This is a genomic window from Sphingomonas elodea ATCC 31461 (genome assembly GCF_000226955.1).
Classification (GTDB): Bacteria; Pseudomonadota; Alphaproteobacteria; order Sphingomonadales; family Sphingomonadaceae; genus Sphingomonas; species Sphingomonas elodea.
In genome coordinates this window covers 16482-43188 of the sequence record NZ_AGFU01000010.1, presented here as the reverse complement: position 1 = coordinate 43188, position 26707 = coordinate 16482, and the positions used below count along the sequence as shown (strand labels likewise).

The following is a 26707-nucleotide window of genomic DNA, read 5'->3' as shown; positions in this document are numbered from 1 at the left end:
CCCCCCCCCCCCCCCCCCCCCCCCCCGCCGTATCGGTGATGGTGCGGCCGTCCTCGACCGACTGGATCGCGCCGTTGGTCCGCTGCACCGTCGTCTCGGCCGCGCGGGCGGTCGCCTTCAGGCGCTGGTCCATCTGGGTGACGGCGGCGGCGGTCTCCTCCAGGCTTGCGGCGTTCGCCTCGGTCCGCTTGGCGAGGTCTTCCGAGGCGGCGGCTATCTCGGTCGAGCCGGTGCGGATCGAGGTGGTGCTTTCCAGTACCTGCGCGATCAGCGTGCGGAGATTGGTGACCGCGCGGTTGAAATTGCCCTTCACGGATTCGAACGCCGGGGCCACCGGCTGGTCGATCGTGGTGGTGAGATCGCCGCGCGACAGCGCATCGAGCTTGGTGTCGAGCGTGCCGAGGATCTCGGCCTGGGCGGCGTCGGCTTCGGCCTTTGCCGCGCGCTCGCTCTCCTGGGCAACGGCATTGTTGCGGAAGACGGTGACGGTGCGGGCCATTTCCCCGAGCTCGTCGCCCCGGTCGCTGCCGGGCACGGTGGCGCGCAGGTCGCCGCCGGCGAGCGCCTTCATCGCCCGCTGTAGTGCTGCGAGCGGCTCGGTGATCCCGACGCGCGCGACGTAATAGCCAAGACCGATGCCCAGCAGGATCGCCACGATGCTGATCGCCACCAGCAGCATCACGGTGCTCTTGCCTTTCGTCTGAAGCTCGTGCGACACGCGTGCCGCATCGTCGACCGACTGGTTGTTGAAGGCTGCCAACTTCTTGCCGAGTTCATCGATGGCGGGATCGGCGATTTGGAGAGCCTGTAGCGCCGGGCCATCGTTGTTGCGACGACCCTGCTCGATGGCTTCGCGCGTGCGGGCGTGAATCGTTTCCAGCTGCTCGCTCACGTCGCGCATCATGGGCGCGGTTTCGGGTGCCTCGCGCACCACCTGCGCGATCAGCTTCTTGGCCTGGTCGTAGCTGGCCATCTCGTCCTCGTCGGACTTGCGCGCCATCGAGGACGCCCCATCATACGCCATCACGCGATACCCGTCATAGGCCATCGCGACCAGGATGCGGTTCAGGCGGGCGAGGTGGGTGGTGCTCGGCAGCTTGGCGAGGGTGAGCGTCGAATATTCCTGGTTGGTGCGGGTGAGGCTGCTGGCGCCAAGCCAGGTGACGACCAGCGTAACCAGGCTGATCGCGGCAATGACCGACAGGATTTTCGCGGGCACCCCCACCCGCGCGAGCAGATTCTTCATTCGAGATCCTTGTTGCGGCGGCACCGAAAAGTGCCGGAGAGACACAGGGCATTATAGAGGCGGCGGCCGGCAACTTCCGGAGATGCGTCGCGGAATGCGCAGCTAAATGTTGGAAATACCCGGTTTTCTGTTGGGCTCCGGTAGTCCCGGCGCGGGTCGAACGCATCGCGACCTCCCGGCTCTCCGCGCGCCCTGGTCCTGGGCCTTCGGACTTGACCGACGGGCGAACCGCCGACACTCTGCGCGGCAACCGGTGTCATAGCCGGAGGCCACAGGAGAGGATCATGAGGTTCACGCCGTCTCGCCGTGCGTTGCTGGGGCACGCAGGTGCCGGTGCGGCGCTGTCGTTGCTGCCCACGGGCCTGCGCGCGGCCACGACGGACCCATGGCGCCGGGCCGAGGAAATCGCCCGGGCCGCGCGGCCACCGGTCTTTCCCGCCCGCGACTTCGACGTCACCCGGTTCGGCGCTCGCGGGGATGGGCAGACGCTCAACAGCACGGCGATCGCGCGCGCCATCGCCGCCTGTGCCGCGGCCGGGGGCGGGCGCGTGGTGGTGCCCGCGGGGCGCTTCCTCACCGGTGCGGTCCATCTCCGCTCGAACGTGAACCTGCACCTGCAGGCCGGCGCCACCTTGCTCTTCTCCACCGATCCCAAGGACTATCCGCTGGTCTTCACCCGCTGGGAGGGGATCGAGCTGATGAACTATTCGCCGCTCGTCTACGCCCGGCAGCAGCGCAATATCGCGATCACCGGCGAGGGGACGCTCGACGGGCAGGGAAGCGCGCGGCACTGGTGGTCGTGGAAGGGGCCCTGGGGCGGCACGGTCGATCACGGCTGGCGCGAAGGCATGCCAGACCAGCGCAAGGCGCGCGCGATCCTGTTCGAGATGGCGGAGCGCCGCGTGCCGGTGGAAAAGCGCGTGTTCGGCGAGGGATCGTTCCTGCGGCCCGCCTTCGTCCAGCCGTACGACTGCGAGAATGTGCTGATCGAGGGCGTGAAGCTGCGCGGCGCCCCCTTCTGGCAGATCCACCCGGTGCTCTGCCGCAACCTGATCGTGCGCGGCGTGGACGTTCTGGGCCACGGCCCGAACAACGACGGCTGCGATCCGGAATCGGTGGACGGTGCGCTGATCGAGCGCTGCACCTTCGATACGGGCGACGATTGCATCGCGATCAACTCCGGACGGAACGAGGATGGGCGGCGGCTCGCGATGCCGGCCCAGAACATCCTGATCCGCGATTGCCGGATGAAGGAAGGGCATGGCGGCGTGGTGGTGGGCTCGCAGATTTCCGGCGGCGCCCGCTGGATCTTCGCCGAACGCTGCGTGATGGACAGCCCCGATCTCTGGTACGCGATCCGTTTCAAGAACAATGCGTTGCGTGGTGGCCTGCTCGAGAATTTCTTCTACCGCGACATCGATGTGGGCACGGTAAGTCGCGCTGCGGTGACCTGCGATTTCAATTATGAGGAAGGCGCCAACGGGCGCTTCGTGCCCCGGCTGCGCAATGTCGTGATCGAGCGACTGCGGACGAAGAACGCGGCACGGGTGCTCGACAGCCAGGGCCTGCCGGGGGCGCCCGTCACCGGCGTCACGCTGCGCGACTGCAGCTTCGACGGCGTGACCCAGCCGAGCATCGTCCGCCACACCGAAGGGCTCCAACTCGAGCGCGTTCGCGTCAACGGCAAGCCCGTGGACAGCCTGGCTTGAGTGGCGATGCGGCCCCGCAGCCGTTGACGGCGGCTTTTGACACCGGTATCAAGCGCCGCGTGATCTTTCGCGCCCGGCATGGCGGCATATCGGAAAGGCGCAGGGGAGGAAGGCAGAATGATCAAGGCCATCGCGGCGGCGGCGAGCGTGCCGGGCGGGCGGATCCTGTCCGTGTCTTCCGGTCGCCCCTCCCTGTCGTGCCGGCGTTCGCGGTGGAGCGGTCCGGTTGCCGACTGGACTTCCGCTTCCTCTGCACAGGATCCACACGCGCATCATCACGGCAGGCCGGCGCCTTCCTGACGGAGGTGTTCCTGCGATCGATTTCACCCGGGAGCCGACCCGTTCGGCACCTCAACCTTGCGCTCCGGCCGGTTTCGGCCGACCGGGGCGCCTTTGAAGCACGTCGCTCGTGACTACCGGTGTCGACCGGTGCGCCGCGGCCGGGAAACCAGGCATGGAAAGGGAAGAAGCATTGGCGGAACAAGCGAGCGCGGAGGCCATCGCGCAGGCATTCGTGGCGGCGCGCCGCGCGCGGCAGGGGTTTGCCGACTATCCGGGCGCGATGCCGCAGACGCTGGACGAGGCCTATGCCATTCAGGCGCGCGCGATTGCCCTGTTCGACCAGCCGATCGCCGGCTGGAAGGTGGGCCGCGTGCCGGACGGGCTGGTCGAGCGCTTCGGGGCGAACCGGCTGGCCGGCCCGATCTTCGCCGACAGCGTGGTCTGGGCGGACGCGGGGCAGGTGCCGGAAATGCCGATCTTCCGCGACGGCTTCGGCGCTGCGGAGGCCGAGTATCTGGTGAAGCTCGGGCCGCTGCCCGCGGACTTCGATCGGCCTTGGACGAACGCGGAGATCCTGCCCTATGTCGCCGAGCTGCGCGTGGGCATCGAGATCGCCAGTTCGCCCTTCGCCGGCATCAACGAGCATGGCCCGGCGGTGACGATTTCCGACTTCGGCAATAATAATGGTCTCCTGATCGGATACGGTATATCTTCTGAAGAGGATTTCCTTAGTCTGCCCGTGTCGCTAACGATCGACGGGGAGGTCGCTGGAACCGGCATCGCGGGCAACATGCTCGACGGACCGATCGGAGCGGTGCGCTTCCTGTTCGAACGGGCGGCCAAGGGCTTGCCACTGGCCGAAGGGCAGTGGATCTCTACCGGCGCCGTCACCGGCGTGCATCCGGTGCAGGCCGGGGCGAAGGTCGAGGCGCGGTTCGGCGCGGAAATGCGAGTGCAGTGCACGATCGGGATCGCGTGATCCTGGTGCGGCGGAGTGGGATTGGAGAGTAGATGACGAGCAAGGGCGAGGCCGTGGTGGGCGGCGCTGTGGCGCGTGTGGGGCGCTACCGCTGGGTGATCTGCGCGTTGCTGTTTGCAGCGACGATCATCAATTACGTCGATCGGCAGATGATCGGCGTGCTGAAGCCCACGCTGATGGCGGACCTGCACTGGACCGAGAAGGACTTTGCCGGCGTCATCATCTGGTTCCAGATCGCCTATGCGGTCGGCTACATCCTGTTCGGCAAGATCGTCGACCAGGTCGGCGCGCGCGTCGGCTACACCATCGCCTTCGTCGTCTGGCAGGTCGCCCACATCTTCCACGGCGCCGCCCACAACATCACCCAGTTCGCCATCGCCCGATTCGCACTGGGCATCGGCGAATCGGGGAACTTCCCCGCCGGCATCAAGGCGGTGACCGAGTGGTTTCCGGCGAAGGAGCGGGCCTTTGCGATCGGCGTGTTCAACGCCGGCGCGAACATCGGCGCGGTGCTCACCCCGCTCGTCATCCCGTACATGGTGCTGGCCTGGGGCTGGCGCTCGGCCTTCGTCATCACCGGAGTGGTCAGCTTCGCCTGGCTGATCGCCTGGTGGACGCTGTACCGCAGCCCGCGCGAGCACCCCAAGGTGACGACAGGCGAACTCGCCTGGATCGAGCAGGACCCTGCCGACAAGGTGGAGAAGCTCGGCTACGGCTCGGTGCTCGCCAAGCGCGAGACCTGGGCCTATGCGCTGGGCAAGTTCTTCATCGATCCGATCTGGTGGTTCTTCCTGTTCTGGCTGCCCGGCTATCTGTTCGAGCGCTACCAGCTCGACCTCAAGTCGTTCGGCATCCCGCTTGCGGCGATCTACCTCGTCTCCGACATGGGCAGCGTCGCCGGCGGCTGGCTCTCCTCGCGGCTGATGCGCGCGGGCTACACCGCCAACGTCGCCCGCAAGATGACGATGCTGGTCTGCGCCTTCGCGGTGCTGCCGGTGCTGTTCGCGGAGTCGCTGAGCAGCGTGTGGATGGCCGTCGGCGTGATCGGCATCGCGACCGCGGCGCATCAGGCCTTCTCGGCGAACCTCTATGCGCTGCCGGCGGACATGTTCCCGCGCGGCGCGGTGGGCTCGGTGATCGGCATCGGCGGCACGGTCGGTGCGGTGGGCGGTATCCTGATGTCCTTCTATGCAGGCGAGGTCCTGGCACGGATCGGCAGCTACTGGCCGCTCTTCGCGGTCGCCGGCAGCGCCTATTTCGTGGCGCTTGCCTGTGTGCATTTCCTGTCGCCGCGGCTCGCCCGCGTCGACATGAGCGCCTGATTTTCAACACTGACGTACCCGGAGTATTCGATGGCCAAGCCGCTGAAGCTCGATCCCGACCGGCTGTTGCCGGCCGAGGACCGAACCCGTGCAATTGCGCGCGATCTCTACAAGGCGGTCGCGGGCCTGCCGATCATCAGCCCGCACGGCCATACCGATCCCACCTGGTTCTCGACCAACGCCAACTGGTCGAACGCGACCGAGCTGCTGCTCTCGCCGGACCACTACATCTACCGCATGCTCTACTCGCAGGGCGTGTCGCTCGATGCGCTGTGCGTGCCGAGCAAGGCAGGGATGCCGGCCACCGATCCGCGCGCGGCATGGCGTACCTTCGCCGAGCATCTCCACCTGTTCCGCGGCACGCCGTCCGCCATGTGGCTGGGCCATGTGTTCGGCGAGGTGTTCGGGTTCGAGGTTGCGCTCGATGCCGAGACGGCGGATTTCTATTACGACACGATCAACGAGAAGCTCGCGAGCGACGCGTTCCGCCCGCGCGCGCTGTTCGATCGCTTCAACATCGAGTTCCTCGCCACCACCGAGGGGCCGCAGGATGACCTCTCGCCGCACCACGCGATCCGGGAATCGGTTTGGGGTGGCCGGGTCGTCACCACCTATCGCCCGGATGCGGTGATCGACGTGGAGCACGAGCAGTTCCACGGCGCGCTCAAGATCTTCGCCGAGAAGACCGGCGAGGACGTGTACAGCTGGGACGGCTATCTCGCCGCGCACCGAAAGCGCCGCGCCGATTTCCGCGCGGCGGGCGCCACCGCGACCGACCACGGCCACCCGACCGCCCGCACCGCCGATCTGAGCAAGGCAGAGGCCACGGCGCTGTTCGCGAAGATCCTCGGCAGCGACTGGACCCCGGCCGACGCCGAGCTGTTCCGCGCCCAGATGCTCACCGAAATGGCGGCGATGAGCGTCGAGGACGGCATGGTGATGCAGATCCATCCGGGCAGCTTCCGCAACCATAATGGCGGCCTGTTCGCCAGCCATGGCCGCGACAAGGGCGCCGACATCCCGATGGCGACCGACTATGTGCATGGTCTCAAGCCGTTGCTCGATCGCTTCGGCACCTCGACCGAGCTGTCGATCATCCTCTTCACGCTCGACGAGACGGTCTATGCCCGCGAGCTGGCGCCGCTGGCCGGCCATTATCCGTGCCTGAAGCTGGGCCCGAGCTGGTGGTTCCACGACAGCCCCGAGGGCATGCGCCGCTTCCGCGAGCAGGTGACCGAGACGGCGGGCTTCTACAACACCGTCGGCTTCAACGACGATACCCGCGCCTTCCTCTCCATCCCCTCGCGCCACGATGTCGCGCGGCGGATCGACTGCGGTTTCCTGGCGCAGCTGGTCGCCGAGGGGCGGCTGCTCGACTGGGAGGCGGCGGAGCTTGCGTTCGAACTGACCAACGGGCTGGTGCGCAAGGCGTACAAGCTCGGAACACCCGCATAAGCGGTTGAAAATCGCGATGCGGCGGGCGAGATGTCAGCCGCATCCGCAAACATGGCAGCGTCGCCGGGACGGCTAAGGTAACCGGTGTCGCCACACGCAGAAGGGACGAGGACGATGAAGATTGCGCTGATCACCGAGAACAGCCAGGCCGCCAAGAACGGCATCATTCACCAGGCGCTGACCAATGTCGCCGAGCCGCTGGGCCACCAGGTGTTCAACTATGGCATGTATTCGGCCGAGGATTCCGCCTCGCTCACCTATGTGATGAACGGCCTGCTCGCCGGCATCCTGCTCAATTCCAAGGCGGCGGACTTCGTCGTCACCGGCTGCGGCACCGGCATGGGCGCGATGCTCGCCTGCAACGCCATGCCCGGCGTGTTCTGCGGCCTGGTGATCGACCCGACCGACGCCTTCCTGTTCGGCCAGATCAACGACGGCAACGCGATCTCGATGCCCTATGCCAAGGGCTTCGGCTGGGCGGCCGAGCTCAACCTGGAAGACGTGTACCGCAAGCTGTTCGAGGGCGAGCGCGGCCTCGGCTATCCGCGCGAGCGCGCCGAGATCATGCGCAAGAACCGCGGCATCCTGTCGGACCTGAAGCGCGTGACCTGCAACGACATGCTCACCGTGCTGAAGACCGTCGACCAGGACCTGCTGCGCGCGGCGATTGCAGGCGAGAAGTTCGCCGAGTATTTCTACGCCAATTCGCAGGACGCGGCGATCAGCGACTATCTGCGCAGCCTTTCGTAAGCCAGTTCAGCATTAACTCCTTCTCCCGCAAGCGGGAGGGGGAGAGGGGGACGCCATGACCAACCCGTTCGATCTTACCGGCCAGGTGGCCGTCATCACCGGCGCGAACACCGGCATCGGCCAGGGCATCGCGCTGGCGCTTGCCGCAGCGGGGGCGGACATCGCCGCCGTCGGCCGCACGCCCGCCGAGGAAACCGTCGCCAAGGTGCGCGATCTCGGCCGCCGCGCCGAGATCATCTCCGCCGATCTTTCGACCATCGAGCCTGTGCAAAGGGTTGTGGACGAGGCTGTGGATAAGCTGGGGAAAATCGACATCCTGGTGAACAATGCCGGGATCATTCGCCGCGCCGACAGCCTCGATTTCACCGAGGAGGATTGGGACGCGGTGGTCGATACCAACCTCAAATCGGTGTTCTTCCTTTGCCAGGCGGCAGGCAAGTTCATGGTCCGCCGCTTCGGCGAGACCGGCGAGCGGGGCCGCATCATCAATATCGCCTCGATGCTCACCTTCCAGGGCGGCATCCGCGTGCCGAGCTACACCGCGTCCAAGTCGGGCATCGGCGGGCTTACCAAGCTGCTGGCCAATGAATGGGCGGCGAAGGGCGTGAACGTGAATGCGATCGCGCCGGGCTATATCGCCACCAACAACACCGCCGCGCTGCAGGCCGACGAGACCCGCAACCGCCAGATCCTCGAGCGCATCCCGGCCGCGCGCTGGGGCGATCCGGAGGATCTGGGGGGCGCGGCGGTCTTCCTTGCCTCGCGCGCTTCGGACTATGTGCAGGGCCATGTTCTCGCCGTTGACGGAGGCTGGCTGGCACGATGACGTTCGCGTTCTTTGGGGAAATGATGCTGCGGCTGTCGCCGCCGGGCCGCGAACTGCTGCTGCAGACGCCCAAGCTCGACGTGGCGATCGCGGGCGCGGAGGCGAATGTCGCCACGGGCCTTGCCTGCCTGGGGCACGACGTGGCGATGATCAGCGCGGTGGCGGACAATCCGCTGGGCGGCGCGGCGATCGGCGAACTGCGCCGGCGCGGCGTGGATGCCGCCAAGGTGGTGTCCGAAGCCGGTCGCATGGGCCTGTATTTCCTCACCCCGGGCGCGGGGCTCCGCGCATCGGAGATCGTGTACGACCGGGCCCATTCGGTATTCGCCGACCGGCCGGCCGCGGCATGGGACTGGGATGCGCTGCTGGAGGGCGTGACGCGCCTCCACCTCTCCGGCATCACGCCCGCGCTGGGGCCGAACACCGCCGCCGCCGCCATCGCCGCGGCCGAGGCGGCGAGCGCACGCGGCATCGCCGTCTCCTTCGACGGCAACTATCGCGCCAAGCTGTGGGAAGCCTGGGACAGCGATCCGCGCGGCGTGCTGACCCGGCTGATCGGCCATGCCGACATCCTGTTCGGCAACCACCGCGACATCTCGCTGCTGCTCGGCAAGCCCTTTTCCGGTGACGGTGCCGATCGCCGGCGCGAAGCGGCGGAGGCGGCGTTCGCGGCGTTCCCGAAGCTCCAGCTGATCGCTTCCACCGCGCGCCATGTCGACGATGTCGACAGCCACCGGATCGCCGCGCGCGTCGATACCCGCGCGGGCAGCCACCAGACCGAGGAATTGCGCGTCAGCGGCATCGTCGACCGGATCGGCGGTGGCGATGCGTTTGCGGCGGGCGTGCTGCACGGCCTGCTCGAGGACGGCGACGCCAAGGCGATGGCCGAGGCGGGGCTGGCGCTCACCGCGCTGAAGCACTCGCTGCCCGGCGACGCGAGCCTGTTCACCCGCGCCGACCTGACCGCCTTCGCCGAGGGCGGGCTGGACGTGCGGCGGTGACCAGCCGGCGCGCGGTGCTGGCGGGCGGGCTTGCGCTCAGCCTGCCACCGCGCGCCTGGACTGCCGGCGATCCGGTGGCCGACGCGCCGGCCGGGCGGTTCACGGGCGCGCGGGAAGGGGGGCTCTCCCGCTTCCTGGGCATCCGATATGGCCGTGCGGCGCGGTTCCGCGCCCCGGTCGCCGAACCGCGCGTGGCGGCGGCGACGGCGCAGGCCTTCGGGCCGATCTGCCCGCAGCGCGGCCTGAAGAACGAACCCCAGTCCGAGGACTGCCTGTTCCTCAACATCTGGACGCCGGGTAGCGAACGCGCAGCGCGGCGGCCGGTGATGGTCTATTTCCACGGCGGGGCCTATTCGAACGGCAGCGTCACCTATCCGCTGAACGATGGTGCCACGCTGGCGCGGACCGAGGACGTGGTGGTGGTGACGGTGAACCACCGGCTCAACGCGTTCGGCTACCTCTATCTCGCCCGGCTCGACCCGCGCTTTCCCGACAGCGGCAATGCCGGCCAGCTGGACCTGATCCTCGCGCTGCGCTGGATCCGGGAGAATATCGCGAGCTTCGGCGGCGATCCGGCCCGCGTCTTCCTGTTCGGCCAGTCGGGCGGCGGCGCGAAGATCGCCACGCTGATGGGCATGCCCGCGGCCAAGGGCCTGTTCCACAGCGCAGCGACGATGAGCGGGCAGCAAGTCACCGCCTCGGGACCGCTGAACGCCACCGCACGGGCACAGGCATTTGTGGAGCGGCTTGGCGGCGGGCTGGAGGCTGCCGTCACCGCGCCGGCCGAGGCGCTGGTCGCGGCGCAGGACGCCCGCGATCCGATCCTCGGCGGCGGCGTCTATTTCGGGCCGGTGCTCGACATGAAATGGCTCCAGCGCCACCCGTTCTGGCCCGATGCCCATCCGCAATCGTTGGCGATCCCGATGATCCTCGGCAACACGCACGACGAGACGCGCGCGTTCATCGATCCCAAGTCCGAGCGGATCCGCACGCTGGCCTGGGACAATCTCGCCCCCCGGATCGCGCCGGATCTGAAGATCGACATCCTGCCCGAATGGGTGGTGGCGGAATATCGCGCGCAGTTCCCCTCGGACACGCCGCAGGACATCTTCTACCGCGCCACCACGGCGGGGCGCAGCTGGCGGGGGCAGGTGATGGAGGCGGATGCCCGCGCGGCGGCGGGGGCCAAGGCGACCTGGGTCTATCAGCTGGATTTCGCGTCGCCGACGCAACCGGAACGCGGGGCGCCGCACACGATGGACATCGCGCTTGCCTTCGGCACGCTGGGAGCGCCCGGATCCTTTACCGGCACCGGGCCGGCGGCGCAGCAGCTGAGCCGGCAGATGATGGGCGCCTTTGCCGCGCTCGCCCGCAACGGGATTCCCGCGGCGCCGGGCCTGCCGGCCTGGGCGCCCTACACGCTGCCCATGCGGGAGACGATGCTGTTCGACACGACCAGCCGCATGGTGAACGACCCGCGAGGCTGGGAGCGCGAACTGTTCGCGCGCGTCCCCTATATCCAGCCCGGGACCTGAAAGTTGTCGCGCTGCAGCATCTTATCTGCGCCGCGCCTGGCTATCGCAATCGTTCGTCGCGCCGTATAGCACCGGGTCATGGAGAAGACGGGAAAGCCCACCATCAACGATGTCGCGCGGATCGCGGGCGTCTCGAAGAAAACCGTCAGCCGCGTCATCAACCGCTCGCCCCTGCTCAACGAGGATACCCGCGCCAAGGTAGAGGCGGTGATCGCCGATCTGGGCTATATCCCCAACGTCCAGGCGCGGGCGCTGGCGCTTCGCCGGAACTTCCTGCTCGGGCTGATCCACGACAATCCCAATGCGCAGATGGTGATGAACGTCCAGGCGGGCATCCTGGAGGCCATACGCGACACGGAGTTCGAACTGATCGTCCGTCCGATCGACCGCGGGTCCTCCACCATGCTGTCGGACGTGCGCGCCTTTCTCGAGCGGCAGCGGCTGTACGGCGTGCTGATCCTGCCCCCGGTTTCCGAGAACGACATGCTGGCGGAGCTCTGCCGCGAGCTCGGCACGCGCTATGTGCGCATGGGGTCGACCGCGCTCGACGCGCCCGAGCATATGGTCGCCTCCAACGACAGCGACGTGGTGGTGGAGGCGATCAACCACCTGATCGCGCTCGGCCATCGCCGCATCGGCCTGATCGCCGGGCCGCACGGCTTCCGTTCCGCGCGCGAACGCCGCAAGGGCTTCGAGCAGGCGCTGGCGGAGGCGGGCATCAAACTGCCGCGAAGCCTGATCGCGGACGGGACCTACACGTTCGAAAGCGGCCTTGCCGCCGCGGATCGGCTGCTGGACCTGTCGCCGCGCCCGACCGCTATCTTCGCCTCGAACGACGAAATGGCCGCCGCCACCCTCCACGCCGCGCGTCGGCGGGGGATGAGCGTGCCCGAAGACCTGTCGATCATCGGGTTCGACGATACCGCCATCGCCTCGCACATATGGCCGCCGATGACGACGGTGCACTGGCCGATCATCTCGATGGGACGCTCCGCCGCGCTGAAGCTGCTCGCCGAGTTTTTCGGCGACGATCAGGGGGTTGAGGAGCCATCGCTGTTCCCCTCGACCCTGATCCACCGCGCCTCCGTGGCGCCGCCCCGTCGCACCGACGACTGATCGCCCCTGTTGCACTGGTGTCGCAACGTCCGAAATTGTTGCAATTCGGCTTATGACACCGGTTGACATGCGGGGGCAGGCTGCAACAAATACCGCCAACCAAGCGTGACGGAACGCTTGCGCCAAGGCGACCGCAAGAGTCGCCGGGAGCGTGGGAGAGGATAGTCGCGGCCGTATCAATGCGTTGGAGCGCCGGCACTTGCCGCGTCCGCGAGCACGGCTGTGCATCTACTTTCCCCCGGTGCCGGGCGCAGCAGATGGTCACGCGACCAACGGGCAAGGGGAGGTTCAGATGGCAAAACTCGGTACGTCGGCAGCGATTGCAGCGGGCAATTGGCGGTTCGGTGCGTCGCTTGGGGCGCTGGGACTGGCGCTTACGCTCGCCACGCCGGCCTTCGCGCAGGTGAAGGAGGGCAATCCCGTCGCCCAGGCCGATGCGCAGCGGGATGCGAGCATCCAGGAAGAGCCGTCGCCGATTGATCCGCAGACCGAGGGGGAGATCGTTGTCACCGGTTTCCGTGCCTCGCTGCAGAACGCGCTGAACCTCAAGCGCCGTTCCAATCAGATCGTCGATGCGATCACCGCGGAGGACATTGCCGACTTTCCCGACGCCAATCTCGCGGAGTCGATCCAGCGCCTGCCGGGCGTCTCGATCGATCGTGACAATGGTGAAGGCCGTTCGATCACCGTGCGCGGCCTCGGGGGCGACTTCCAGTCGGTTCGCCTGAACGGTGCGGATGCGCAGAACGTCGCGGGCGGCAACCAGTCGGACTCGGGCGCCAACCGCAGCCGCGGGTTCGATTTCAACACCTTCGCTTCCGAGCTGTTCGGGGGCGTGAAGATCACCAAGTCCACCGCGGCGGAGAATGACGAAGGCTCGCTGGGCGCGATCATCGACCTGACGACCGGTCGCCCGCTCGCCTACAAGGGCAATCGCTTCGCGATCGGCGCGGAAGGCGAGTATCGCGAGAACGGCAAGACGTGGAACCCGCGGCTCACCGCGCTCGCCTCGGTGAAGCTGACCGACAATTTCGGGGTGCTGTTCTCCGGCGCCTACCAGAAGCAGGAACAGCAGATCGATTCCTACCGCCGTGGTATCGGCGTGTTCGACTATCTCTACCGCAACTCGCAGATCAACGGCGTCACCCCGCCGGTCTATGGCTTTGCGCGGCCTGGCGGGACCGGCGCGACCTTCGGTTCGGATCCCGCCGCCTATGCGTTGCTTTCGCCCACCACGATCATTCCCGGCCTGCCCTCGGTCAACCGGCAGAAGCTGAAATATGAGCGGCTGGGCCTCACCGCCACCGCGCAGTGGCAGCCGACCGAGCGTACCGAGATCATCCTCGACGGCGTCTATTCCAAGTACGATCAGGACAGCGAACTGGCCGGCATCACGCCGATCGGCCTGAACCGGAACGGCACTAACACCCGTGTTACGCAGAATACGCTGCGCGCGCCGGGCACCGTCAACGGCAACGCCGATCGCGTGGCGCTCTACCCGAACTGCGTGCAGAGCGCGATCGTCGACTGCGGCCAGCAACTGAACGGCACGAGCGTGCTGCCGGGCTATTTCAACAGCTTTAACCCTAACAATCTGAGCGCGTTCGATTATTACAACAACCCTCTATCGCCCGGCTATGTCGCGACGGCCAACCAGACGGGCTTCTACAGCCAGCTGATCGGTCGCCCGAACACGGTGGTACGTGCGGCCAACGTCAATGCGGCGGGGCAAGCGGACTATCTGCAGCTCGATCGCGTCGACTGGCGCAGCTCGATCGACAGCCAGAGCGGCTCGACCGACTTCAAGCAGGCCACGCTCAACCTGCGGCAGGATTTCGGCGAGCGGCTGACGATGGAAGGCACGATCGGCTGGTCGAAATCGGTGTTCGATGCGACCGGCTATCTCGCCGAGGTGAACGCGATCGACCAGAACGGCTATGTGTTCGACGAGCGCGGCGGCGGCAAGATGCCGGTGTTCAACCCCGGCTTCAACGTCGCCGATCCCAATGCCTGGTCGCTGGTGAAGGGCCTGTCGACGATCCGCGTGTTCAAGAACCAGGTGACCAACGAATATCGCGTCGGCCGGTTGAACTTCGCGTTCGAGGCGGTGCCGGAAATGACGATCCGTTTCGGCGGCACCTACAAGAAGTTCAGCTATTTCGCCGACCAGCAGCGCCGCGCGCAGACGATCGAGGCGTTGAACCCGACGCTGGCCGAGGCCAGGCTGAACGTCACCGATCTGGGCCGCGTCTATGGCTTTGGCCAGGGGCTGAACCTGCCCGCCGGCACGCCGACCAGCTTCTTCGCGCCCGAGCTCGGCAAGTTCGTCAACGCATTCGGCATCGACTGCAACTGCGTCAACAAATGGGGCGACTTCCGGGTCGTGGCCGATGGTCGCCAGGGCGGCGGCGTCGAGGAGCGGGATGCCTCGGGCTTCTTCCAGGTCGATTACGACCTGACGCTGTTCGGGGGCCCCTTGCGCGGCAATGTCGGCCTGCGCGTCGCCAATACCAAGGTGAAGGGGCGCGGCAATGTCGGCGGCGCGGACGGCATCGCCGGTATCCCGGTGGTCGCCAACAACGAATATTGGGACTGGTTGCCCTCGACCAACATCAACTGGGAGGCCAAGCCCGGCCTGCTGATCCGCTTCGCCGCCGCCAAGGTGATGTCGCGGCCGCAGCTCTCCAGCCTCACGCCGGGAACCCAGGCCTTCTCCAGTACGCTGGCGGTCAACGGATCGGCGCCGTCGCTCACCGTCGGCAACCCGTATCTCAGCCCGTTCCGCGCGACCAACCTCGATCTCAGCATCGAGAAATACTTCCGCAACAACGGTCTCGTCGCCGTGGCGCTGTTCAAGAAGAATCTCGACAGCTTCCCGCAGCAGATCGCCGGCGAGGCACCACTTTCCACCGTGTTCGAACCGGCGATCTACAACCAGATCCTCGCCTCGATGACCGATCCGCTGCTGCGCACCTACACCCAGAACGGCGGCACCTGGGCGGTGCGCCAGTTCAACGACGCGCCGGGCGGCTCGATCAAGGGCGTCGAGGTCAATCTGCAGACCGATTTCTGGTTCCTGCCGGCACCGTTCAACAAGATGGGCGTGACCGCGAACTACACGCACATCGAATCGAGCCTGAGCTACCTGACCGGCACGGTGCTTGCGACCACCCAGGCGGGCGGCGCGGGGACGGCGCAGAACAGCTATGCGACGGGTCCGTTCCTCAACACCTCGCCGGATGCGTTCAACGCTACGCTCTATTACGAGAATGATTTGTGGTCGCTGCGCTTCTCGGGTGCCTATCGCACCCGGTTCGTGAACCGCTTCCCGCTGGCGACCGGCACCTGTTCGGTAGGCCTCACCACCAATGCGGGCGCCGCATGCAACTCGCCGGTGTTCGCGGACTTCGGCTACAACGAGAACCAGTTCAACCTCGACGCGGCATTCGCGATCAACGTCACCAAGTTCGCGCGCTTCACCCTCGAGGGTCGCAACCTGACCAATCAGCCGCAGTACCGGACGATGTATGCCGCCAACCCGGTGTCGCAGCTCTATGGCAGCACCGGCCGCATCATCACCGCCGGCGTGCGGCTGAGCTTCTGATGCGCAAGGCCGGCGTCGCCGCCCTGCTGCTCGCCGGCACCGCGCCCGTCGCGGCGCAGGAACGGGCGGTGCCGGCCTTTCCCGGCGCGGAGGGGGCGGGGGCCCATGCGCTGGGCGGGCGCGGAGGACGGGTGCTGTTCGTCACCACGCTCGCCGATAGCGGGCCGGGCAGCCTGCGCGCGGCGGTGGAGACGCCGGGGCCGCGGACCATCCTGTTCCGCGTTTCCGGCACCATCCGCCTCGCCAAGCCGCTGCGTATCCGCGAGGGGCGGGTTACGATCGCCGGCCAGTCGGCGCCCGGCGACGGCATCACGCTGCGCGACCATCCGCTGGAGGTGGACGCCGACGATGTGGTGATCCGCTACATCCGCTCGCGGCTGGGCGACGAGAGTCGCACCGAATCCGATGCCATCTGGGTGGCGGGCGGCCACCGCATCATCCTCGACCATGTCTCGGCCAGCTGGTCGGTGGACGAAGCGCTGTCGGCTTCGGCCAACTATACCAAGCCGGGGCAGGGCTTCTGGGACCTGACCGTGCAATGGTCGATCATCGCGGACTCGCTCACCCATTCGCTGCACGCCAAGGGCGAGCATGGCTATGGCAGCCTGATCCGCGGTGGTCGTGGCGCCCGGATCAGCTTCCACCACAATCTCTGGGCGAACCACGAGGCGCGGATGCCGCGGCCCGGCAATTACAGCGGGCCGGACGTGGATCCCGAAGGCGCCTTCTTCGATTTCCGCTCCAACGTCTTCTATAACTGGGGGAAGGGCTGGTCCGGCTACAATGCCGACAAGGCAACGCTCGCTCGCTACAATTTCGTCGACAACGCCTATGTGATGGGTCCGCAGTCGCAAAAGCCGATCGCGTTCCACGAGGGCAACATGCTGGCCAAGGCCTGGTTCGCCGGCAACAGCATGAACGGCACCATCCCCGCCAATCCGTGGAGTCTGGTCGATGGGATTGCACCCGAGGGCTATCGCCTGGCCGCCCCGGTGCCAATGCCGCCGGTGACGCGCGATCCCGCGGCGCAGGCGTACGAAAAGGTTCTGGCGGGCGCGGGCGCCTCGAAGGCACGGGACAGCGTCGACGCCCGTATCGTTGCCGGGGTGCGGAATCGCACCGGCCGCCAGATCGACAGCCAGCGCGAGGTGGGCGGCTGGCCCGAGCTGAAAAGCGCGCCCCCGCCGAAAGACAGCGACGGCGACGGCATGCCCGATGCGTGGGAAGCCGCCCACGGCCTGAACCCGCACGACCACCGCGACGGCGCCGCCGACCGCAACGGCGACGGCTGGACGAACCTGGAGGAATGGCTGGCGGACGTGGCGGCCGGGAGGGGCTGAACGCGGCCGCGGCTCGCCGCGCGGACTATGGGGCCGGACGCACGTTGTCGTGATGCCGGGAATCGACGAGCCCTTGATTTCCAGCACGTTCGGCCGGAGCAGGGCTGCTATCGTGCCGGGAAGTTGAATGGGGGGATGTTTATGAAGACCGTCGGATGCGCATCCATCGTGCTCGCCGTGCTGCTGGGCGGGTGTAGCGGGGGCGGGGGCGGGCCGGGCTTCATCACGGCGCCGGCAGGTCCCAGCGAGCAACGCAACCTCAGCCTGACCGATGTTCGCTTTACCGAGGGCTTCACGGGTGCCGGGGCACGCATCCGCTATTCGGTTTCCGGTACCGGCTCGGCAGGCGGCTTCGACTCCGGCGTCCCGCTTTCGAGCAACACCCTGGCGGTGCGGTACGACGCATCGACGCAGAGCTACACGATCGCCATGGACCAGTTCACATCGGCCGCCTTTGGGCCTGCCGACCGGACGTCGGGCTCGAACACGCTGACCAACTATGAAAAGCGTGTGCCCGGGCGGCAGGAGAATCTGTCCCTGTTCAATCCGGGGGCAGGCAATCCCCAGCTGGTGCTGACCTATACGAGCTACGGCGCCTATCAGTCGATCAGCGAGGGCAGCCCGATCGGCGTCGATACGATCTTCTTCGCCTATGGCGTCCGCACCGTGCCCTCGGACATGCCGAAGAGCGGGACGGCGACCTACACCACCCGCGTCGACGGCCAATTCGCCGGGACAAGCGGCGTCTATGCGCTCGGCGGCGACAGCAATTTCACCGCCGATTTCGCGGCGGCCACGGTACGGGCAACCCTGCAACTGCGCGGACAGAATGTGGTGACCGGCGGCCTGCGGGAGTTCGGCATCCATTCGCTGGCGGGCACGATCCGTTCGGAGAGCGTCGGCGTGTTCTTCAATGCCGCTGGCGGCAGCAACGGCACGACCGTGAACATGCAAGGCACCTTCTATGGCCCCGCAGCCGCTGAGATCGGGGCGAATTTCGGGATGCTCAACGCGGATGGCAGAGGCGTGGGGGTGCTGGTCGGCCGCAGGAACTAGCCTTGTGCCGGTGGCCCGAGCGCGGTCGGCTGGCGGTTTGGGTCAAGGGGGCGAGACTGCCGCGCAGCCGCGCCCCCTGGTCCGTCAGAAGCTGCCGCGCAGGCCGATCAGGAACTGGCGGCCGGGCTTGTACTGGGTGAACGTTGCGTTCGGGAACTGGAAGTAGGAACGCAGCGTCGCATTGGTGAAGTTCGACACGTTGATCGTCAGCTGCGGCGCCTTCTTCACGCCCAGCAGCTTGTCCAGGTCGAAGGCCGAGGAGAAGTCCCAGGTCGTGTAGTCGTCGCCGAACAGGGCGGCCGCCGGGATGCTGTTCTGCGAGCCGCCGCTGTTCTGCGAGCCCTCGCGCGAGGTGACCGCCACGCGCAGCATCACGCCGTTCCGCTCATAATAGCCGGTGACGTTGTAGGTGAACGGTGCCACGCCGAACGCCTGGGCCGGGCCGTCGCTGGTCTGATCAACGATCGTGGCGTTGGTGTTGAAGCCGAAGCCGCGCACCCCGAGCTTTTCGGTGAGGAAATCGAGCGGCTGGACCCACTGGAATTCAAGGCCGTTGATCTTCAGCTTGTTCGGCACGTTGACCTGGCTGGTGACCAGGACGCTCGCCGCACCCGGGCCGCCCCGGGCGTTGATCGCGGTCTGCTGCGTCGGGTTCAGCGTGTCGTAGGTGATGCCGTACTGGGCCAGCGCGGAGAAGGGCAGCGTCCGGTTCTCGTTGGTGGTGAAGCCCTCGATCGACTTGCGGAAGGCGTTGAAGCTGATCACGCCCTCGCGGCCGGTATAATATTCGAAGCCGAGATCGAGGTTGGTCGCGATATAGGGCTTCAGCGCCGGGTTGCCGATCGTCGCCTGGTCGGCCGAGGGCGCGCCGAAATTCACGCCGGGGAGCTGTGCCGACGGATCGGGACGCGTCATCGTCTTCGAGGCGGCGAGGCGGACCACCGCATGCGGGCCGACGTCGTAGGCGAAGGTCACCGCCGGCAGCCACTTGGTGTAGCTGTTGCGGGTCGAGACGATGTTGACGACGTTCGGGTAGCGGCTGCCATCGGCGATCTGCGTGCCCGATGCGGTCGCATTGCGGGGATCGGGGAAGGTCACCCGGCCGGATATGATCTGGATCGTGTTGACGTAGCGAAGGCCGACATTGAAGCGCAGGCTGTTGCCCCCCAGCATCTGCTCGCCGTTGACAGTCGCGAAGGCCGACTTGACCACTTCGCGGATGAAGCCGCCGCTGGCGCCGGTATTGGCCCCGCCGGTTTCGGGCGCGTTGTCGTGGTAGAAATCATAGTTGCTGTCCTTGCGGAAGCGGTCCCAGTCGACCGTCACGAAGCCGGCGGGCCCGGGCTTCAGATAGCTTTGCAGCGACGCGTTCGGGATCAGCGAGCCGCCATTGGTCACCGGGCCGCTCTGCCCGGCGGTATAGCCGGTGCCCAGGCCCGGATAGGTGGGATAGCCGGCGGGCGCCGCGCCCTTGACGCTCAGGCCTTCGCAGGGCGGCTGCGAGTTGGGGGAGGGCACGAAGACGTTGGGATTGTTGCCGCACACTGCGTTCTGCCACGCCTGGCTATTGTCGAACCCGCGGATGCGCCGCGAGATATCGTCATAGGCCCCGCCGACCTGCAGGTTCAGCGCGCGGTCGCCCCAGGTCAGGTCGCCGCGCACGCCCTTGTTCTTGTTGACGCGGCGCTCGTCCTGCAGGCTCACGCGGCTGCCCGTATACCAGCCGAAATTGGCCGGGTTGTTGAGATCCAGGCTGCTCTTGATCTCCGGGATGCCGCCGGTGACCGTATAGGTGACCGTGCCGCCCTGATTGAGTACGGTGGTCGCGCCCACGGTCGGGCTCTCGCGGTGGAAGGTCGAGCGGGCATAATTGCCCTGGAGGTTCAGCTTGAGCGTGTCGCTCAGCGTCCACTCGCCGCCGGTGTTGATGCTGTAGAGCTCGGTGGTTTCGCGATAGGGACGGAATTCGTTGAAGAACTGGGTGTTGGCGAAGGTGCCGCTGGTGACGGTGCAGCCCGCGCTGCAATCCGACTTGTCGAACTTGAGGTTGGTCGGGATCGCGGATGCTGGTGGTGCGACCGAGGCGCGGGACCAGCCCGTTGTCGATCTGCTGGATCGTGGCACCCGGATTGTTGGCCAGCAGGAAGGCGCGGTCGATCGTCGTCCCCGCCACGAGGCCGGCACCCGCGTTGGTCGGCACGGTGGCCGGGATCGTCCAGTTGTTGCCGCCGACCTGGGTGTTGCAGGTGGTCCCCGCGCCGCACTGGGCGGTGGTGAGCGAGGGGTTGGTATAGCCGATCGTCTCGAAGCCGCGCGTGTCGGTGAAGAGGCGCTGGGCCGAGACGCCGGCGAGGAAGCCGACGGTATCGTTGTGCCAGCTGCCGATCAGCGAGCCCCGCGCGCCGACCCGCTTCTCCGGCGTCTGGTTCGAGCCCTGGAGGTTATAGGCGATGAACGAATCCGCGCGATCGAACGGCCGGGCCGAGCGCAGGTCGATGTTGCCCGCCGCGCCGCCTTCCAGCAGGTTGGCGGTATAGCTCTTGTTGACGGTCAGCTTGGTGAACAGGTCGGTCGGAAAGAAGCTGAGATCGACCGAGCGATCGGTGCCCTGCGCGTCGGTCGCGCCCGAGGAGGCGACCGCGATCGCCGCGCCGTTCAGCGTCACATTGGTGAAGTTGGAGCCGAGGCCGCGGATCGCCACGTTGACGCCTTCGCCGGTCACGTCGCGCGAGATGGTGATGCCGGGAATGCGATTGAACGATTCCGCGATGTTGGTGTCCGGGAACTTGCCGATATCTTCGGCGAAGATGGAGTCGGTGAAGCCGGTCGCGTCGCGCTTGACATTGACTGCCTTGGCAAGGCTCTGGCGATAGCCGGTGACGAGGATTTCCTGCACGCTTGGATCGGTCGCCGCGGCATCGTTCGCCTGCGCCGCAGGGGGCGGCGGGGCGGCGGTCTGCGCCCAGGCGGTCGAAGCGCAGGCGGCGCTCAGCATGGTGGCGCACAGCAGCGCGGCGCGGCCAGGTCGGAAACTGCGCGTGATGGTGGTCATATCCAGGTCCCCTCTAAGTGACTTCGGCTTCTCGCCGTTCGTGGTGGTGGTTGCCATCGGCATCGCGCACGGCACGAAGCACCCCGCAGCGCGGAGGGGCGCTGCAGGCGGCGAACGTGATGGCAATGGCGATTCCGGGTCGGATCAGGGGCGCGCAAAGGCCCGACAGAGCCTAGGGCCCGGTGCTAGCTTCGCTTGGCAATTTGTGCGTGGATTGGCCCATGCATCCTCATCCCCAGCATGCGCAGGCTTATCGTGCCCGCCTCATGCTAGCGGTATCTTTCATGCGTTGGTCTGGCCGTCGACCGGGTTGTGGTCAGGCCAAGGCGGCCGCCGCCTGACAAGGTGGGACACGACACCGGTATCGACGAAAACGGGACCAGGCGAGCGGCCGGGTCGGCGGCGCGCAAAAAAAAGGGCCGGCACCTGGCCAGCCCCGAAGGTCTCCCGGGTGGGGAGGGGTCTCAGCGCGCGATCAGCGCGGCATAGGGGGGAAGACGGTCGAGGCTGGCGTCGTTCAGCGCCTCTACCGGCGCCGCGCTCCCGAGCAGGTCGGTGGGGATCGCAACGGTCGTGTCCGAGAAGTTGAAGGCGCAGACGATTCGCGTGTCGGCCAGCGTCCGCGCGAAAACGAGCAGCGACTCGTCCGCATGCAGCACCTCCATCGCGCCTTCGACCAGCGCAGGATGGGCGTGGCGCAAGGCGATCAGTCGCTGGGTCAGCCGCAGCAGCGACGCCGGATCGGCCTCCTGGCGATCCACGGCGAGCATGCCGTGATCGGGGCCGAGCGGCAGCCATGGGCGGGCGACGGAGAAGCCGGCATGGGGTGCATCCGCCACCCAGGGCATCGGCGTGCGGGCGCCGTCACGGCTGAGCGTCAGCGGCCAGTTGGCGATCGCCTCGGGATCCTGCAGGTCCTCATAGCCGATCTCGACCTGGGTAAGGCCCAGTTCCTCGCCGTAATAGAGGATGGCGTTGCCGCGTAAGGAGAGCAGCAGCAGCATCTTCATCGCGGCGAAGGCGGCGCGGTGCGGCGGTGCCACCCAGCGCGAGATGGCGCGGGGGGCATCGTGGTTCTCGAATGCCCAACTCGGCCAGCCCGTGCCCGGCGTGTCCGGCCACTCGGCGACGGCGTCGCGCACCAAGGTGGGCGTCAGGCGATCGGCATAGAGGAAATTGAAGCCATAGGCGCTGTTGAGGCGCGACTCGCCGGCGGTGAACAGGTGCATCTCCGCCTCTGGCGCGGGGCCGCCCACTTCGGCGACGGTGAACCGACCGGGATAGAGATCCGCCAGCGCGCGCAGCTTCTCGAGCAGCAGCGGAATGTCCGCATGGCTCTGGTTATAGATGTGCTGCTGGAAATCGAACGGACGGGTGCGGGGGAGCCCCGTGTCCGGCGCGGGCGGGTTATCGCGCAGTTGCGGATCGTGCATCGTGAAGTTGATCGCATCCAGCCGGAACCCGTCGACGCCGCGATCGAGCCAGAACTTCGCCGTGGCAAGGGTGGCCGCCTGCACCTCCGGGTTGTGGAAGTTCAGGTCCGGCTGCTCGCGCAGGAAATTGTGGAGATAATATTGGCCGCGCCGCGCGTCCCAGGTCCAGGCCGGGCCGCCGAACACCGACTGCCAGTTGTTCGGCGGGCTGCCATCGGGCTTGGCATCGGCCCAGACATACCAGTCGGCGCGGGCATTGGTGCGGCTGGTGCGGCTCTCCTGGAACCAGGGATGCTGGTCCGAGCTGTGCGAATAGACCTGGTCGATCAGTACCTTGAGGCCCAGCGCATGGGCACGCTCGATCAGCGCGTCGAAGTCCGACAGCGTGCCGAACACCGGATCCACGCCGCAGAAATCGGCGATGTCATAGCCGAAGTCCCGCATCGGTGACGTGAAGAAGGGCGAGATCCACACCGCATCCACGCCCAGCGCCGCGACATGATCGAGCCGCGCGGTGATGCCGGGCAGGTCGCCGATACCGTCGCCGTTCGAGTCCGCGAAGCTGCGCGGATAGATCTGATAGATCACCGCGCCGCGCCACCAGGGGCGGGTTTCGGTGGAAAGGTCACGCATCGACATCAGGTTCACTTGGAGGCTCCAGCCGCGCAGACGGCATAGCCGAACGCGGGAAGGGAAAGGGGGAGGCTGCCCGGGGCAGCGGCGCGGGCAGGGCAGGCGCCGGCCAGCGTGCGGAAGGCGGTGGAGCCGGTCTCGACCTGGACGTTGCCGGTCCAGGGCTCGGGGCTGGTGTTGAACGCGATCACGATCTCCGCGCCGGTCTTCGGATCGAAGCGCGAGACGGCGAACAGGCCGGGCTTCTCGCTGGCGAAGCGGGTGACCTGCCGGCCGCGGGTGAGCGCCGGGTGGCTGGTGCGCAGCCGGGCAAGCGTGGCGATTGCGCGGAACAGCGGGTGGCCGGGGTTGAAGCTGGGCGTGGCGGTGGTCGCCGTCGTGCCGAGCAGCCGGTTGTCGTTGTAGCTCGCCACCTTGCTGGCGAACATGTCCTCGCGTGCGTCCTGGTCGTTGCCGTCGCTCACAAAGCCCTGCTCGTCGCCCGAATAGATGGTCGGCACGCCGCGCAGTAGCAGCAGCATCGCCTGGGCGAGCTGGACGCGCTGGAGCAGTTCGTCCTGGCCGATCTTGGGCAAAGCCTTGCGGATGAAGGTGGCGATGCGGCCCGCGTCATGGTTGCTGACGAAGGTCGGCAGGCGGCGGGCGGTGGCTTCGCCGCCCTCGTACAGCACATCGGCGGCGAAGGCCTTGGCGAGGCGGTCGGTGCCCTTGCCGCTCGCGACATCGGTTACCGCCTGGTTGAAGGCGAAATCGAGCACGGCCGGGAATTTGTCGACCCGGGTGTGCCGGGTGAGCGCCGCCACCTCCGGATCGGCGACCTCGCCGAAGATGTGGAAGTTGGGGATGCCCCGGGCCTTGGCGCGGGCCAGCATCGCGGGGACGAAGGCCTGCCAGAATTCCGGGTTCACGTGGCGGGCGGTGTCGACGCGGAAGCCGTCGATGCCGAAGCGATCGATCCAGCCGCCGAAGATATCGATCATGCCGGCGACGACGCGCGGATGCTCGGTCATCAGGTCGTCCAGCCCGACGAAATCGCCCATGGTCGAACTCTCGCCCGTGAAGGTCGAGTTGCCGCGATTGTGGTAATAGATGGGGTCGTTGAGCCAGGCGGGGACCTTCATCCGCTTTTCCGCCTCGGGGACAGAGGGCGTGTAGGCGTAATCGGAGCGGGTCAGTTTGGCGAAATTGGCGGCGCTGTGGTTGTCGTCGCCGGCAAAGCCCGGATTGATGGGCGCGCCGGAGATGCCGCCCTTGCGCTGGTACGGATAGTCGGCGCGGCTGCGATAGGCGCAGTCGCCGCACTCCTTGAACTGGATCACGTCCGCGGTGTGGTTCACCACGATATCCATATAGACCTTGATGCCGCGCTTGTGCGCCGCATCCACCAGCGCCTTGAACTCGGCATTGGTGCCGAAATGCGGGTCGACCTGGGTGAAGTCGGTGATCCAATAGCCATGATACCCGGCCGATTCCTGCCCCTTGGGTCCCTGGACGGCCTTGTTCTTGAAGATCGGGCCGACCCAGATCGCGGTGGCCCCCAGCGCCTGGATATAGTCGAGACGCGCCACCACGCCCTTCAGGTCGCCGCCATGGTAGAAGGCCTTGGATGTCGGATCGAAGCCGGTGACGAGCCGGTCGCCGGTCAGGCCGCCGCGATCATTGGTGGGATCGGCATTTTCGAAGCGATCGGGGAGGAGGAAGTAGAGCACCTCATCTTCGGGCAGGCGGTCGCGGTAGCTCTGGGCGGCGGCGGGCGCCACGGCGAGCGCGCCGGCGAGCAGGGCGAGGGCGGTCTTGCGGATCACGCGGCAATCTCCGTGTCGGCGGCACCATGCGCGCGGACGAATTCTTCATGGCTGGGCATCTGCGCGACTTCGCGCGCATTGAGCTTGGCGAGCAGGTCGAGATATTCGGCGATCTGCGCGCGCGGCGGCTGGGCCGCGACGGGATGATATCCCCGGGCGGTGATGCCTTGGCCGGCAAGCACCTGCAGCCAGGCCACCTCGCCGAACAGATCGCCCTCGTCGCGCACGATGTCGCCGCTTTCCCGCCACAGCGCGATCTTCTCGGCGAGGCCGTCCGGCAGCGGCGCTTCGCGGCGCTCGCGCCAGAAGGGCTCGTCGCGGTCGTTTGCCGCATAGTGGAGGAGGATGAAGTCGCGGATGCGCTCGATCTCCTGCACGGTCTGCGCATTGTAGGCGTCGCGCAGCGCCGCGGGCGGACGGCGCCCGGGCAGCAGCTTGAGCACGCGCTCCACGGCGGACTGGATCAGGTGGATGCTGGTCGATTCCAGCGGCTCGAGGAACCCGCTGGCAAGGCCGATGGCGATGACGTTGCCGGCCCAGGCAGCCTCGCGCCGGCCGGCGCGGAAGCGGATCGGGCGCGGTTCGCCGAGCGCCGGCTCGTCCAGCCCGGCGAGCAGGGTCGCGGCGGCCGCGTCGTCGGAGAGGTGGCGGCTCGAATAGACGATGCCGTTGCCGGTGCGGTGCTGGAGCGGGATCCGCCACTGCCAGCCGGCGCCGTGCGCGGTGGCGCGGGTATAGGGGGTGAAGTCGCGCGCGCGGGCGCTCGGCACCGCCAGCGCCCGGTCGCAGGGCAGCCAGTGCGACCAGTCGCGATAGGCGACGCCCATCGCTTCGCCGATCAGGCGCGCGTGGAAGCCGGTGCAATCGAGGAACAGGTCGCCGTCGATACGGCGATCGCCGTCCAGGTGAAGCGCCTGCACGTCGCCGGCTTCGCCTGCGCGTGCCACGGCTTCGATCCGGCCCTCATGCCGCACCACGCCGCGTGTCTCCGCATAATCGCGCAGGAAGCGGGCGTAGAGGCCGGCATCGAAATGGAAGGCATAGGGCATTTCCGGCAGCACGCGGGCGGTGCGGGCGGGCCCGCGCTGCATCCGGTTGGCCAGCGCCGCGACATTGTTGAGCGCATAGGCCGCCAGCGGCTCGGCGACGCCCTCTGCAACCCCGCGCAGCCAGGTGTGGCGGAAGGCGAGCAGGCCGTTGTCGCGGCCGACATCGCCGAAGGCGTGCATGTAGCGGCCGCCCCTGGTCCAGCCTGCGAATTCGATGGCGAGCTTGTAGGTAGCCTGGGTGGCGGCGACGAAGGCGTCCTCGTCGATGCCCAGGCTCGCATTGAACATCCGGATCTGCGGGATGGTCGCCTCGCCGACGCCCACGGTTCCGATCGCATCGGATTCGACGAGCGTCACCGTGAAGCCGGGCCCGAGGAAGCGGATCAGCGCGGCCGCGGTCATCCACCCGGCCGTTCCGCCACCGGCGACGACGATACGATATGGTGCTGCGGTTGCCATGGCTCGCCCCCTCCGGCGTCGGCGGTACGGCCCAGTCCCCATACGGAGACCGGGC

Annotated in this window: 17 protein-coding genes and 1 pseudogene; 12 read left to right on the top strand and 6 right to left on the bottom strand. The window is 67.3% G+C overall.

The window, feature by feature from the left end; translation table 11 throughout:
• Nucleotides 1-1246: HAMP domain-containing protein (locus tag KK7_RS0104160; protein WP_010543386.1), on the bottom strand; the 1246-nt coding region annotated here is incomplete at its 3' end.
• A gap of 284 nt (nucleotides 1247-1530) precedes the next feature.
• Here KK7_RS0104160 and KK7_RS0104155 point away from each other — a divergent pair.
• The 12 genes from KK7_RS0104155 (at nucleotide 1531) to KK7_RS0104100 (ending at nucleotide 18221) form a co-directional block, all read left to right on the top strand.
• The gene (locus tag KK7_RS0104155) at nucleotides 1531-2955 is read left to right on the top strand and encodes a glycoside hydrolase family 28 protein (RefSeq protein ID WP_029622770.1); all 1425 of its coding nucleotides are present in this window, start codon (nucleotides 1531-1533) and stop codon (nucleotides 2953-2955) included.
• A 472-nt stretch (nucleotides 2956-3427) separates the two neighbouring features.
• Complete coding sequence (locus tag KK7_RS0104150) at nucleotides 3428-4216, top strand: hypothetical protein (RefSeq protein ID WP_010543384.1); 789 nt, start codon at nucleotides 3428-3430, stop codon at nucleotides 4214-4216.
• A 32-nt stretch (nucleotides 4217-4248) separates the two neighbouring features.
• Nucleotides 4249-5538, top strand: a complete 1290-nt coding sequence (locus KK7_RS0104145; RefSeq protein ID WP_010543383.1) for an MFS transporter — start codon at nucleotides 4249-4251, stop codon at nucleotides 5536-5538.
• A 30-nt stretch (nucleotides 5539-5568) separates the two neighbouring features.
• Nucleotides 5569-6993 carry a glucuronate isomerase gene (gene uxaC / locus KK7_RS0104140; RefSeq protein ID WP_010543382.1) on the top strand — a complete coding sequence of 475 codons (1425 nt, stop codon included), beginning with the start codon at nucleotides 5569-5571 and terminating at the stop codon, nucleotides 6991-6993.
• A 114-nt stretch (nucleotides 6994-7107) separates the two neighbouring features.
• On the top strand, nucleotides 7108-7743 hold the full coding sequence (locus tag KK7_RS0104135) for an RpiB/LacA/LacB family sugar-phosphate isomerase (RefSeq protein WP_010543381.1): 636 nt from the start codon (nucleotides 7108-7110) through the stop codon (nucleotides 7741-7743).
• Between the two features lie 55 nt (nucleotides 7744-7798).
• Nucleotides 7799-8569: a 2-dehydro-3-deoxy-D-gluconate 5-dehydrogenase KduD gene (gene kduD, locus KK7_RS0104130; RefSeq protein ID WP_010543380.1), complete on the top strand. Its 771-nt coding sequence runs from the start codon at nucleotides 7799-7801 to the stop codon at nucleotides 8567-8569.
• Nucleotides 8566-9570 (top strand): sugar kinase, encoded by a 1005-nt coding sequence (locus KK7_RS0104125; protein ID WP_010543379.1) that lies wholly within the window; start codon nucleotides 8566-8568, stop codon nucleotides 9568-9570. Before kduD ends, KK7_RS0104125 begins: the two co-directional genes overlap by 4 nt.
• A complete protein-coding gene (locus KK7_RS0104120; protein WP_010543378.1) occupies nucleotides 9567-11105 on the top strand; it encodes a carboxylesterase/lipase family protein in 1539 nt (512 codons plus the stop codon). Before KK7_RS0104125 ends, KK7_RS0104120 begins: the two co-directional genes overlap by 4 nt.
• A gap of 78 nt (nucleotides 11106-11183) precedes the next feature.
• The gene (locus KK7_RS0104115; RefSeq protein ID WP_010543377.1) at nucleotides 11184-12221 is read left to right on the top strand and encodes a LacI family DNA-binding transcriptional regulator; all 1038 of its coding nucleotides are present in this window, start codon (nucleotides 11184-11186) and stop codon (nucleotides 12219-12221) included.
• Between the two features lie 292 nt (nucleotides 12222-12513).
• Complete coding sequence (locus tag KK7_RS0104110) at nucleotides 12514-15825, top strand: TonB-dependent receptor domain-containing protein (RefSeq protein WP_010543376.1); 3312 nt, start codon at nucleotides 12514-12516, stop codon at nucleotides 15823-15825.
• The gene (locus KK7_RS0104105) at nucleotides 15825-17165 is read left to right on the top strand and encodes a pectate lyase (protein WP_010543375.1); all 1341 of its coding nucleotides are present in this window, start codon (nucleotides 15825-15827) and stop codon (nucleotides 17163-17165) included. The genes KK7_RS0104110 and KK7_RS0104105 overlap by 1 nt, the downstream gene beginning before the upstream one ends.
• Before the next feature lie 141 nt (nucleotides 17166-17306).
• Nucleotides 17307-18221 carry a transferrin-binding protein-like solute binding protein gene (locus KK7_RS0104100; RefSeq protein WP_010543374.1) on the top strand — a complete coding sequence of 305 codons (915 nt, stop codon included), beginning with the start codon at nucleotides 17307-17309 and terminating at the stop codon, nucleotides 18219-18221.
• A gap of 84 nt (nucleotides 18222-18305) precedes the next feature.
• On the opposite strand, the gene KK7_RS20075 is transcribed toward KK7_RS0104100, so the two are convergent.
• The 5 genes and pseudogenes from KK7_RS20075 to KK7_RS0104080 all read right to left on the bottom strand — a co-directional run bounded on the left by KK7_RS20075 (nucleotide 18306) and on the right by KK7_RS0104080 (nucleotide 26652).
• Entirely contained in the window at nucleotides 18306-20345 is a 2040-nt protein-coding gene (locus KK7_RS20075; RefSeq protein ID WP_237709127.1) for a TonB-dependent receptor, read from the bottom strand.
• Between the two features lie 436 nt (nucleotides 20346-20781).
• Nucleotides 20782-21216, bottom strand: a pseudogene (locus tag KK7_RS23330) (TonB-dependent receptor plug domain-containing protein); the annotation flags it as partial.
• Nucleotides 21217-21737: 521 nt separating this feature from the next.
• Entirely contained in the window at nucleotides 21738-23345 is a 1608-nt protein-coding gene (locus KK7_RS0104090) for an alpha-glucosidase family protein (RefSeq protein ID WP_051121253.1), read from the bottom strand.
• A 5-nt stretch (nucleotides 23346-23350) separates the two neighbouring features.
• Nucleotides 23351-25144 (bottom strand): alpha-amylase family glycosyl hydrolase, encoded by a 1794-nt coding sequence (locus tag KK7_RS0104085; RefSeq protein WP_010543372.1) that lies wholly within the window; start codon nucleotides 25142-25144, stop codon nucleotides 23351-23353.
• Nucleotides 25141-26652, bottom strand: a complete 1512-nt coding sequence (locus KK7_RS0104080) for a tryptophan halogenase family protein (RefSeq protein WP_029622768.1) — start codon at nucleotides 26650-26652, stop codon at nucleotides 25141-25143. Before KK7_RS0104080 ends, KK7_RS0104085 begins: the two co-directional genes overlap by 4 nt.
• Nucleotides 26653-26707 lie beyond the last annotated feature (55 nt).